Here is an 11,421-nt window from a genome sequence, read left to right as displayed (position 1 = left end):
TTTTCACCCTATTCTTGCGCGGAAAACTCCATGAAGCAAGCCTACCGACAATTACTATTTCTTGTGCGGCCGCAGGACGATTTCGAACAGCTTGGGCCAGCGCTTGCCGGTCACGAACAGGCGGCGCGATTTGGCGTCGTAGGCGATGCCGTTCAGGACATTGTCGACATCATTGCCCGCCCTGGCAGTGGCGGCCAGCCCGGACAAGTCGATCCACCCCACGACGCGGCCGCTGGACGGGTCGATGCGGGCAATGCGGTCGGACTGCCAGACGTTGGCAAAAATCTGCCCATCCACCCATTCCAGCTCATTGATCTGCGCCAGCGGCTGGCCGTCGGCAGTGACCTTGATGCGGCGCTGCTCGGCGAAGTTCTTCGGGTCGAGCACGCGGATTTCCGGCGTGCCGTCGCTCATGTACAGCCGCTCGCCATCGCTGGTCAGGCCCCAGCCCTCGCCCAGGTAATTGAAAGTGCCCTTGATCGCCAGGCTGCCCTGGTCCATGACATAGCCGGCCTGGTTCATCCAGGTGATGCCGACGATACTGTCGCCGTGCGGCGCAATGCCCTCGCCGAACACCTTTTCCGGCAGGTCGCGCTTCTGCAACACCTTGCCGGTGGCCAGCTCCACCTTGCGCACCGAAGACGCGCCGTACTGGCCGGTGCTCTCCCACAGGAAGCCGTCCTTGAAGAACAGCCCCTGGGTGAACGCTTGCGGATCGTGCGGGTAAGCCGCCTTGATCGAGTAGCCCTGCACCGGCACGGCCGCCGATGCGATTTGCGCGGCCAGCGCCGCCGCGCCCAGCGCCGCCAGCTTACGCATCCCACAAGTCTCCGGTGGCGCTGCTGCGCGGCGGGGTCACGCCAAAATGCTGGTAGGCCTGCGCCGTGGCGACACGGCCGCGCGGCGTGCGCTGCAGGAAGCCCTGCTGGATCAGGTAGGGTTCCAGCACGTCCTCGATCGTGTCGGCCGCCTCGCCGATGGCCGCCGCCAGGTTGCCGATGCCGACCGGACCGCCGCCGAATTTGTACAGCACCGCTTCCAGCAGCTTGCGGTCCATCACGTCAAAGCCTACATGGTCGACGTCGAGCATGCGCAGCGCCGCGTCGGCCAGCTCGCGCGTGATGTCGCCGTTGCCCTTCACTTCCGCGTAATCGCGCACGCGGCGCAGCAGGCGGTTGGCGATGCGCGGCGTGCCGCGCGCGCGGCGCGCGATTTCCAGCGCGCCGCCATCGTCGATATTCGCCTTCAGCAGGGCGGCGCTGCGGGCGACGATCTTCGCCAGTTCATCGGTGCTGTAGAACTCCAGCCGCGCCACGATGCCGAAGCGGTCGCGCAGCGGGTTGGTCAGCATGCCGGCGCGGGTAGTGGCGCCGACCAGGGTGAAGGGCTGCAGGTCCAGCTTGACGCTGCGCGCCGCCGGGCCCTCGCCGATCATGATGTCGATCTGGTAGTCCTCCAGCGCCGGGTACAGGATTTCCTCGACCACAGGAGACAGGCGATGGATCTCGTCGATGAACAGGACATCGTTCGCCTCCAGGTTGGTCAGGATCGCCGCCAGGTCGCCCGGGCGCTCCAGCACCGGGCCGGAAGTCTGGCGCAGGTTGACCCCCATTTCGCGCGCGATGATATTGGCCAGGGTGGTCTTGCCCAGGCCGGGAGGCCCGAACAGCAAGGTATGGTCCAGCGCCTCGCTGCGCTTGCGGGCCGCCGAAATGAAGATTTCGAGCTGGTCGCGGATCTTGGACTGCCCGACATATTCATCGAGGTGCTTGGGGCGCAGCGCGCGCTCGATGGCCTCCTCGTTCGGGGACGATGGCGCCGCATCGATGATGCGCTGCTCGGTGAAATTGTCGGTTTGGATACTCATGCCGGGTCGGAATTAGGTTCAGGGCATGATTTTATCAAGGCCGGGCGGCCCGGGCCTTACTTCATGTTGGAAGCGGCCGTGTTCGCCGTTTCGCTGCATTTCGTCTGCAGGCCCAGCGGTGCCGCCCACAGTTGTCGAATAGTCATGCCCAGTGCTCGTCGAAGGTTCGCCAAAGTCTAGCATGCCCGGCCTTGCAGGCTTGCGCCTACACCGGCACGGCGCGCGCGCCGCTTGGCGCGCAGGCTGTGGTGTCGATACTGGCGCAATGCAAACCCAAGGAGCTTGTCATGCGCGCCCTCACCTACCATTCCGCACATGATGTCCAGGTGGACACGGTGCCCGATCCCATCCTGCAGGAACCGGACGACGTCATCCTGCGCATTACCGCCACCGCCATCTGCGGCTCGGACCTGCACCTCTACCGCGGTAAGGTGCCGGCCATGCATGAAGGCGATATTCTCGGCCACGAGTTCATGGGCATCGTCGAAGATGCGGGGCCCGGCGTCAGCGCGCTGGCCAGGGGCGACCGGGTGGTGGTGCCTTTCGTGATTGCCTGCGGCAATTGCTTTTTCTGCGAGCGCCAATTGTTCTCCGCCTGCGAGACCACCAATCCCGACCGCGGCGCCATCTTGAACAGGAAAGGCCTGCGCCCGGGCGCAGCCATGTTCGGCTACACCCACCTGTACGGCGGCATGCCCGGCGGACAGGCCGAATACGTGCGGGTGCCGAAAGCCAACGTCGGCCCGATCCGCATCCCCGACGCACTCGACGACGAACAGGTGCTGTTCCTGAGCGATATCCTGCCGACCGGCTACCAGGCCGTGTTGAACGCCAGCGTCGGGCCGGGCGACAGCCTGGCAATCTACGGCGCCGGCCCGGTAGGCCTGATGGCGGCGGCCTGCGCCCGCATGCTGGGCGTGGACACCATCTTCATGGTCGACCATAACGGCTACCGGCTCGACTTTGCACGCCAGGCCTATGGCGCGATTCCGATCAATTTCGATGAAGTGGACGCCGCCGAATACATCATCGACAACACCGCCTCGCGCGGCGTGGATGCGGTGATCGACGCCGTCGGCTTTGAAGCCAAGGGCAGCGCGCTGGAGACGGCCCTGACGGCCATCAAGCTCGAAGGCAGCAGCGGCGCCGCGCTACGCCAGTGCATTGCTGCCGTCCGGCGCGGCGGCACGGTCAGCGTGCCAGGCGTGTACTCGGGGTTCATCCACGGCTTCCTGTTTGGCGACGCCTTCGACAAAGGCATCAGCTTCAAGATGGGCCAGACACACGTACAGCGCTTCATGCCGGAACTGCTGGAATTCATCGGCGAAGGCAAGCTGCATCCCGAAACCATCATCACCCACCGCCTGCCGCTTGAACAGGCGGCGCAGGGCTATCGCATCTTCGACAAGAAGGAGGAGGAATGCCGCAAGGTGATCCTGCGGCCTGGCTAGCGCACGACAAGCTGTTCAGCTTGGCTTCCTGCCTGCTGGTTGCGGTTCCCCGCGCTGCCATGATCGTCGCGAATCGCCTGTCAATTCGAATAATGGAGAACATGCGCTGTCGCGGCGAATTGCTCATTGCCTGCCAGCTTGCCGCTGATCGTGTCGATAATCCTGAAACCTGCGCTTTGGTAAAGTGACAGCGCTGCCGTGTTCCCAACCAGCACATCGAGCGACAAGGACTTGCCGGCTGCGCGCAACACCGCGTCCAGCAGCGCGCGGCCAATGCCCTGGCGATAACGCGCAGGATCGACGTACAGCCAAGTGACTTCGTCATCGGTAAAACCTGCAAAGCCGGCCACTTCGCCGTCGACTTCCGCCACCAGCAAGGTGGCATCGAACAGGCCCTCCTCCTCGCCGGTTTCCTCCAGCGTCAGAAAGGCGTCGGCCAAGCCGCTGGCCGCCAGCTCGAATTTGCGTGCCGCGTCGTGCACCAGGCAGATTCCCTGCCAATCGGATGTTTGATAAGGACGGATTAGCATATGTTCAATGTTTTTGCACCAGGTAGCGTAATTCCACGAGGCCGGAGCCGATCTTGCGCGCCGACTGCAACGACAACGGCGGGTTCGTCAGGCGGCGCGGGAACAGCGGTTTACCCTGCCCCAGCGTGACCGAACCGACCTGCACGATCATCTCATCCAACAGCCCGGCGTCATGGAATTGACCTGCAAGGTCGCCGCCGCCCACGATCCAGAGGTTCTTGCTACCCGCGGCCTCGCGCATGGCATCGTGAACCGGCCGCACATCGCCTTTCACGAAACGCAGGTCGGCGCCGGGAATGGCCGGCAGCTCGCGCGAAGAGAATACCCAGGTCGGTTGCGTATAGGGCCAGGGCGCGCCCACCTCTGCCGCCACCGTATCGGCATTGCGCAGCATCCACTCGTAAGTGGTGGCGCCCATGGCAATGGCCCCCACCTGGGCAATGAATTCCGGATAGCTGCTGTCGTTGACATCACCGAGCGGGAACAGCCAGTCGAGCGAGTCGTCCTCGGTTGCGATGAAGCCGTCAAGGCTGGTGGCTGTAAAAAATTGAGTCTTCATTTAGCTTTTGACGCCGATGCGTTTGCAGGGATGGGCGCAGGATTGTACGCGCCCGCAATGCGTCAAATTCTCTCAAAAAATTACACGGCCTGCTTTAGCGAGCCATCTTCCGGAATCGGGCGCACCACCAGGAACAGGTAGGACATGGCGCCAAGGAAGGCGATGGCTGCGCCGGTCAGCAATGCGGGCACAAAGGACCAGTTCTGTGCGATATAGCCGGTCAGCACAGGCGCCAGCGCGCCGCCAAGGAAGCCGCCGAAATTCTGGATCGCGCCGAGCGAAGCGATGCGGCTGCGGGGCGCCGCCACCGTGGCCAACGACCAGGCACAGGCCGACGAAGCGTTGGCGAGGAAAATCACGATGGAAATGCACGCCACCGCCACGACATTGCTCTCCACCAGCGCGGCAGGAATCGTGAACGCCACCATCCCCAGCGTGGCCAGCACTACCGCATTACGGCGCCCGGATATCGGCGTGCTGGAAAAGCGCACGATGCGGTCGGACGCCCAACCTGCGATCAGCGCGCCGGCAAAGCCGCACAGGAAAGGAATTGCAGACGCAAAGCCCGCACTCGTCAGTTCCATATGCCGTTCAGTGCGCAGGTAGCCGGGCAGCCAGGTGAGGTACACCCAGTTCAGATACACGGAACCGAAAAAGCCGAACATCATGCCCCAGGTCACGCGATGGCGGAACAGGGCACGCCAGGCGGCAAAACTGGTTTTCGGCGCAGCTTCAACCGTCTCGCCCGCCTCCAGGTAAGCACGTTCTTCCGCGCTCAGTTCCTCGCGCACGGGATCGCGATACAAGCTCACCCAGACGACCGCCGCCACCAGCCCGAGCGCGCCCGTGATGTAAAACGCCCAATGCCAGCTTGTCGCCGCAATCAATGGCGGCAGCAGCAGCGGCGCCAGGGCGACGCCCAGCGGCGATGCCGAATTGTAGATGCCCGTCGGGGTGCCGCGCGATCGCAGCGGGAACCAGTTGCTGACCACCCGCGCCGCGGAAGGAAACTGCGGCGCCTCCCCGATCCCGAGTGCGATACGCGCCAGTACAAAATAGCCAAAGGTCGACGCCAGCCCGCCCGCCGCCTGCGCCACCGACCAGACCACCAGGCCGATGCCAAGCAGCCAGCGCGGGCCGATCTTGTCGACCAGGGCCCCAACCGGAAGCTGGCACAAGGCGTAGCTCCACGAGAATGCCGACAGCAGCAAGCCCATTTCACCCAGCGACAGGCCGAGGTCCGCGCGGATATACTCGTTCGCCACGGCCAGTGTAGCGCGGTCCAGGTAGTTAATGACGCCAGTTGCCACCAGCAGCACCAGCGCCAGGGTTTGCCTTCGAAGGATTCTTGGAGGGACTTGATTAGCAGTGAGGTTGGTCATTTGAGATGCTCTATACGCGGCGCGGAATGGAAACCGTGGCGAGTATAGTGCACTGCGCTATCGACTAACCAGTTTTTCCATGGCGCCTGCTTCAACACCGTCGATGAACAGGCGCCCGTTCGGTGCCAAAGCCTTCCGGATCTGCTTGAGTGCGATCCGGCCTTGCTCGGGGTAGCGCCCATCCAGCGCACCAACCCGCACGGCAAATGCCAGGTCATAAGGGCGCTCGCCTTGGCCGAGCTCCAACTGCTCGACCGCTACTTGTCGAAATTCCAGCCGGCCGGTCGCCAGCTCGCTCGCGGAACCTGCTACCGCCTGCGCAATGGCCTTGGCCGAGCGGTCGATAGCGAGCACGTAGCCGTCTCCGATATGCGACAAAACGGCGCGGGCAGCAGCCCCGGGACCACAGCCTATTTCCAGCACGCGCATGCCTGGCTGCAGTGGCAGCGCTTCAACCATTTCAGCCAGTCGCCGTGAGATCATATTGAAACGTCACACCTGTTCGAGTTCCTGCGCCAGCCCGATAAGGATTCCTTCCGGCCCTCGAATGTAGCAGAGCCGGTACGCGTTTTCATACCGCACCACTTCGCCCACCAGCCGCGCCCCCAGCTTTCCCAGCCGGGCCAGCGTGTCATCGATATCATCCACAGTGAACATGACGCGCAGGTAGCCAAGCGCATTGACGGGTGCGCCACGGTGATCGTCAACGACCGCCGGCGCGGAGAAACGGGACAGTTCGAGGCGGCTATGACCATCCGGCGTACGCATCATCGCTATTTCGACACGCATGCCGTACAACCCGGTGACGCCATCCGCCCAGTCGCCCTCAATTGGCGCGCGCCCTTCGAGATTGAGCCCAAGTTCGATAAAAAACTCGATAGCGGCATCGATGTTCTCAACCACGATGCCCACGTTGTCCATGCGCTTGACTGTCACCATGCCTCCTGCGATCGTACTTCGGCGGAGCGCAGGAGCCGTGGGACTGCGACGGATTGAAACCACTCGATCTGAGATTCCGTATCAGGCATCGGCAGGCGACGCGCCCGCGACAACATTGTAAACACCTCCGATGCGGGTACACCAAGTTTTAGCAACACACAGGCCACAGTGAGGCCAGGCCGAGGCATCATCGCTAGCCTTAAAGGCTCGATATCGCGAATCCAGTAAACTTCCGATGTCATAGTTGTTCTTTGATATGCAGGATAAGCAAGCTCTTACGGGACTGTTTGTCGCCACAGCAACGCAGGGACCTGCTTACCTTCGGCATCCAATGCCCGCGCAATGGGTCATCGCTTGCTGATCGATTGCTCAACTACACCAACGATATCGGCCACGCCAATGGTGAAGATCCCCGCCTCCCCTTTGTCAAAAGCGGCTTTCCAAGTCTGGTAACCCTCGCGGTAATCGGGGTTGGATTTCTTGTTACTGTCGAGCTTAGTAAGGCTCTTCTTCAACGTTTCTTCCGAAACGGGAAAATGGGGAAGATCCGTTGAGATGCCGCCCGCGATATGAGGATTCTTTACTTTAACGCCCCATACGCTGATGTGAAAAATCTTCCCAAGCTTGGGATCGGTTTCGATCTTGTTGATGAGGACTCGCGATTCTTCTTCACCTTTGCGAGCTTTATAGCTCCACACCTGCCCTTCTGCAAAGTCTTGGGCTGAGGCGATCCCGAAGTATGAGAAGAGGGACATGATGATAAGCAGTCGTTTGTTCAGCGGCATTTTAATGAATCTTTGAGTTAAGTGGTCGGGAAGTCGCGCTGCGCAACAATCGTTTATTGCTCAAGAACGCGCCGGTAGTGCATGGCAACCGCGCCGTTACTGAGCGGCTTCGCAGAGACCAGCTCAAGCCGTCGCGTGTTGGGCAGGCCGCTTTGGTACAAGGTCATGCCTCAGTCAGCAGAACACGATGGCGGCGCCAGAATCAATCGAAGCCTCGGCAGCCCTGATGAGGCGAATGCAGGCAAAGGACTCCTTGCCATATCGTTTCCATTTGGGGCCGTGTGTTTCAGGCGAATTCGCAGCGTCCCACACCTCCTCGCTTTCAGGATCAAGATCCAGCGGCAATTCCAGCCATGCAGCAAGGCGCTTACACTCGGACAGCAGGCGCACGGAGGAACCGACAATGCCTCCAGCGACGCCAAGTTCTTCGCTCGGATATATAACATCCTCGAAGTCCAGTGGCACGTAAAAGCCTTCCGCGTCGCTGTGCATGACCAGGTGCTCAAAGCCTGGAGCGAGATGATCGTAATATTCCTCCAAGACCGGATCACTCGCCGGGTTATCGCCGCCCGGGCCTGGGACTTCCTTGCCAAGCCCGACGTAGGCGGCGATCCGCCTCAGGTAATGCACGCCGGAATAGCCCCACATCTGGCATGAAAAGAACTCTTCCGCCCCCTCCGAATCCGGTTCCGTGTGGGGCGGCAGGCCGGCCTCCACCAAGGCCTTTGACAAGGGCTCATACATTTCCGCCTCTTCAAGGCCGCCAACTTGAATACTTAGTCCCACAAGAATCTCCCTTACTGCTTTGAACGTAAATCGAGATAGCTGCCTTTCCGCGGTTCGACAGGGCTGCCATCTTTGAAAATTTCGAACTTCGTGCGGCTTGAAACGACGACTGAGAACTGCTCCGGCAATGCCAGGAAGTCCATGATATCCGGCCGCTGGAGCATGGCTTCGTAGACAGAAATGACCTCCAAATCATCCTTTGTCCTGTTCTTGTTCTCCAAATCCGTCAGAACCCAGCCGGTGATACCGTCTTGCTTCTTCGCCCTGATCATAATGATCGCAGGCGCCTTCAATGCACCGGGAGTCACCATGAGAGGATGATGCAACGGCGCGAATCGCATTGCGCTCGCAGCTCCCAGGCTGTCGGCTGCATAGCGCTGCCTCCGTACGATCCTGAGTGTCCTGGCAACGCTTGGCACGAACTTAAACGGAATCGACTTCATGTCAGGTTCCAGGACGCGAAGCTTGCCGCCATCCGCCGATTCAAGTTTCAGAGGCACAGGGCCGACGAGAAGTGTTTCGCCTGCCTTGAACTTTTCTCCATCTGCGACCATCCCTTCCAAGGTCGCACGGAACCACTGCGCGTCCTTTTCACCTAGCGATCCGTCATCGACAGAGAAAACAAACTCCGGCTGGCCATATTTTGCGCACTGGGTAGTCGAATAGTCTTGAGCGGCAACAGCATTTCCGAAGAAGGCTGCGATGAGAAACAGGCCTGTAAGTTTTTTAAGCATACGAGTATTGATTTGAAATGTAGGAGGGCGTCCCGAAAACAGGGGCCGCGTTAATATCCCGACCGCCGTAACGCTCGCCCTTGCACATCCTATGGCGTAAGCGCACCACCTTCGATGGTTGCCCTCATGCCCGCATTATTGCAGTCGCTGCCCGCCTTCATCGCGCAGCGACCGCCCGACTGTGTCGTTAGCCCGGGACAGCAAACCGAGCGACGGCCCATACCCGACCTTCCGATCGGCAACTTCCCAGCACGCCGCAATTGACGCGACGATAGCCGGTGTAGATCCAGCGTATGTCGTCTCAATTCAGCCGCGACGAAGGCATCGGCTGGAATGCGTTGTTCGGCGCCATCAGCTGCGAGACCCAAGGTAAATCTGAAAATTGCAGTTCAAAAACGCGAAGTATTTCATCAAGGACATTCGCCAGCGCAAAATTCCGGTCTACCCGTGCAATTGTACCGACAGGGCCAGGGCGTTCAACGTATTCGATGAGTTCGACAACAACGCCGGATGGCAACTGAATCCCAACAGCTGTCCAAGGTCCAAGCCCGGTTTCGACACCTGCTATCGCCGTCGAACCAACTGAAGCGGCCACCTCCCTTGGAGTTATGGGCAATAGCGCTAGATCTACACAGTCCCCACTCGGCCACGTGTATGCATTTGGAGCGGGTAGAACATTAAGCTTTCTAGTATCCATTGTTACACCGGCGAACGTTCACGCTAACCGGCACGGACTAAGCGCAGCTTTGGCGTGTCCAGCGAACGAAGTGAGCGAGATTCAGCATGAAGTTAGGTCTTGGGTGCGAATTCAATCAATGCTGCCTTGAGTGCTTTGACCACTTTGGTACGCCTGGCTTCTGATTTTATTCCAGGGGGAAGACGGCAGTACCATGGTTGCCAAAAATGTTCGAGCCCGTTGTTGTATTCTCTAGTGCTTGGATGGACCTTTTCTTCAAAGTAGCGCAATGCTTCATGAATTTGATCAGTTGAAGCGAACTGAAATGTGAAGCCGGCGACATCGACAAAGTAAATCCACGCAGACAGGAGGTTGTCCCGTGGCGGTTCCACGGGTAATCCGCCGGCGTTTTGATGACCGTGCATGAAGTCTCGGTGCTTGCCCGGGTCCAGCTCTTCTTTCCAATGTCTTGCCATCGGCGTGTGCAAAATTGAATCTAACGTGCGTGAATTAACCGGCGCCCTTTAGCACGTCCATGTTGAATGAACGGTTGATTTTTTCTCTGCCCATATGGATCTTCGATTGCCATAGTTCGTACCGACTTCGCAGAATGCGGCATGTCACCGGCGCAGCATCGTCGAGCTGCCCTTCTTTTTCTCGAAGGGACGCTGCAAAGAGCTTGAGATCGGTGTCATCAATCAACTCGGGCGACGAGTAGCCATCTCCAAGAATCCTCAGCCCCTGGCGGTAGGCATCCAATGCCTTCAAAAACTCGCTCGAAGCCAAAAGTGACTCCCCTTCCGCAGGCAGTCGAGTGATGCCGCACCGTCAAGCGCAAGGACTTCAAGGTGAACGGACACGAGCAAGAGCATGAGAAGTTGCTTCATTCGAATTGGTCCCAACGTTGTCGATCAACGCCACCTTCAGGCGACCGCTGGCTTGGATTGTTGGGCTTTTTCAAAGAGAACGTGAATATCTTCGAGAAGAATTTCATATCCATGCTCGGTCTTCTTAAACTCAAATAGTGCAGTAAAGTCCGAGCGCTCGTTGTTCATAGCCAGATCGTGATCGACTGCGAACCCCGGTTCATCATTGTAGCGGTATGCGTCAACGCGCAAATCGTCAAACGCGTCCGGGTCTGAGATGACGCAAGCGTGTCCGTCGTCGAAATGGTCTTCTGAGATCCGTCGAACAAGTTCTTCGCTCCAAGGAGGACCATTAGGTTTGCAGTTGATTAGCTTCATCGCTTCATCCAGGCCGTGTTCGGCAATGGGCTAACGTTCCGGTTCAGCCGCGCCAAAGGCGTCGGCTGGAGCATAAGGTTAGGATTATTTCCACTTCTTGTGTGCGATGAGGCGACCAGCGGCCCCGCAAACAACCGCGGCAGCAAGGGCGCCGCCATAAATTTCACGAGTATCAAAGTACATATCCTCAAGAACGAATTTGAGAACGACGAAGGTGAGCGCAAAACCAACGAATGCGCCGATACCACCATACATTCGAGCATCTACGGCCCGGGCCGCGGCACGGTAGGCATCAGTAGTTTCAGTAGTTTCAGTAGTTTCAGTAGTTTCGTTGACAAGTCCTGTACCGCATTGAATGCAGCGCATGCTTGTCGGTAGATTTTGTGTGCTGCAGCTTCGACAGATCATGTAATTCCTAACGTTTTGAATTCAGCGGCGCCGCAGGCGTCCGATGGAATGATTGGTTGG

Annotated in this window: 16 protein-coding genes; 1 reads left to right on the top strand and 15 read right to left on the bottom strand. The window is 59.5% G+C overall.

The genetic code is table 11. The features are described from left to right. Positions 1-54: 54 nt before the first annotated feature. On the bottom strand, positions 55-819 hold the full coding sequence (locus ACWBU6_RS06535) for a glutaminyl-peptide cyclotransferase (RefSeq protein ID WP_452648015.1): 765 nt from the start codon (positions 817-819) through the stop codon (positions 55-57). Next, entirely contained in the window at positions 812-1,867 is a 1,056-nt protein-coding gene (gene ruvB, locus ACWBU6_RS06530; RefSeq protein WP_452648014.1) for a Holliday junction branch migration DNA helicase RuvB, read from the bottom strand. Before ruvB ends, ACWBU6_RS06535 begins: the two co-directional genes overlap by 8 nt. A gap of 287 nt (positions 1,868-2,154) precedes the next feature. Here ruvB and ACWBU6_RS06525 point away from each other — a divergent pair, with 287 nt between their 5' ends. Further along, complete coding sequence (locus ACWBU6_RS06525) at positions 2,155-3,318, top strand: zinc-dependent alcohol dehydrogenase (protein ID WP_452648013.1); 1,164 nt, start codon at positions 2,155-2,157, stop codon at positions 3,316-3,318. An 80-nt stretch (positions 3,319-3,398) separates the two neighbouring features. Here ACWBU6_RS06525 and ACWBU6_RS06520 read toward each other — a convergent pair whose 3' ends face one another. The 13 genes from ACWBU6_RS06520 to ACWBU6_RS06460 all read right to left on the bottom strand — a co-directional run bounded on the left by ACWBU6_RS06520 (position 3,399) and on the right by ACWBU6_RS06460 (position 11,319). Continuing rightward, on the bottom strand, positions 3,399-3,848 hold the full coding sequence (locus ACWBU6_RS06520; RefSeq protein ID WP_452648012.1) for an N-acetyltransferase family protein: 450 nt from the start codon (positions 3,846-3,848) through the stop codon (positions 3,399-3,401). A 4-nt stretch (positions 3,849-3,852) separates the two neighbouring features. Continuing rightward, on the bottom strand, positions 3,853-4,407 hold the full coding sequence (locus ACWBU6_RS06515; RefSeq protein ID WP_452648011.1) for a dihydrofolate reductase family protein: 555 nt from the start codon (positions 4,405-4,407) through the stop codon (positions 3,853-3,855). 80 nt (positions 4,408-4,487) lie between these two features. Continuing rightward, positions 4,488-5,789: an MFS transporter gene (locus ACWBU6_RS06510; RefSeq protein WP_452648010.1), complete on the bottom strand. Its 1,302-nt coding sequence runs from the start codon at positions 5,787-5,789 to the stop codon at positions 4,488-4,490. Positions 5,790-5,846: 57 nt separating this feature from the next. Then, positions 5,847-6,272, bottom strand: coding sequence for an SAM-dependent methyltransferase (locus ACWBU6_RS06505; RefSeq protein ID WP_452648009.1), 426 nt, complete (start codon positions 6,270-6,272; stop codon positions 5,847-5,849). Positions 6,273-6,281: 9 nt separating this feature from the next. Further along, entirely contained in the window at positions 6,282-6,725 is a 444-nt protein-coding gene (locus ACWBU6_RS06500) for a VOC family protein (RefSeq protein WP_452649535.1), read from the bottom strand. A 350-nt stretch (positions 6,726-7,075) separates the two neighbouring features. Next, a complete protein-coding gene (locus ACWBU6_RS06495; RefSeq protein ID WP_452648008.1) occupies positions 7,076-7,513 on the bottom strand; it encodes a hypothetical protein in 438 nt (145 codons plus the stop codon). A gap of 174 nt (positions 7,514-7,687) precedes the next feature. Further along, positions 7,688-8,257 carry a hypothetical protein gene (locus ACWBU6_RS06490; RefSeq protein WP_452648007.1) on the bottom strand — a complete coding sequence of 190 codons (570 nt, stop codon included), beginning with the start codon at positions 8,255-8,257 and terminating at the stop codon, positions 7,688-7,690. Positions 8,258-8,310: 53 nt separating this feature from the next. Further along, positions 8,311-9,033: an immunity protein Imm33 domain-containing protein gene (locus ACWBU6_RS06485; protein ID WP_452648006.1), complete on the bottom strand. Its 723-nt coding sequence runs from the start codon at positions 9,031-9,033 to the stop codon at positions 8,311-8,313. 301 nt (positions 9,034-9,334) lie between these two features. Next, entirely contained in the window at positions 9,335-9,628 is a 294-nt protein-coding gene (locus ACWBU6_RS06480) for a hypothetical protein (RefSeq protein WP_452648005.1), read from the bottom strand. A 194-nt stretch (positions 9,629-9,822) separates the two neighbouring features. Further along, positions 9,823-10,185 (bottom strand): hypothetical protein, encoded by a 363-nt coding sequence (locus ACWBU6_RS06475; RefSeq protein ID WP_452648004.1) that lies wholly within the window; start codon positions 10,183-10,185, stop codon positions 9,823-9,825. A gap of 34 nt (positions 10,186-10,219) precedes the next feature. Next, complete coding sequence (locus tag ACWBU6_RS06470; RefSeq protein WP_452648003.1) at positions 10,220-10,495, bottom strand: hypothetical protein; 276 nt, start codon at positions 10,493-10,495, stop codon at positions 10,220-10,222. 137 nt (positions 10,496-10,632) lie between these two features. Continuing rightward, positions 10,633-10,953, bottom strand: a complete 321-nt coding sequence (locus ACWBU6_RS06465) for a DUF7668 domain-containing protein (RefSeq protein WP_452648002.1) — start codon at positions 10,951-10,953, stop codon at positions 10,633-10,635. A gap of 84 nt (positions 10,954-11,037) precedes the next feature. Next, entirely contained in the window at positions 11,038-11,319 is a 282-nt protein-coding gene (locus tag ACWBU6_RS06460) for a hypothetical protein (protein WP_452648001.1), read from the bottom strand. Positions 11,320-11,421 lie beyond the last annotated feature (102 nt).

The sequence above is a fragment of the Pseudoduganella sp. HUAS MS19 genome, assembly GCF_053615455.1.
Note: the sequence above shows the minus strand (reverse complement) of the source record. Positions and strands in the feature narration are given on the sequence as shown.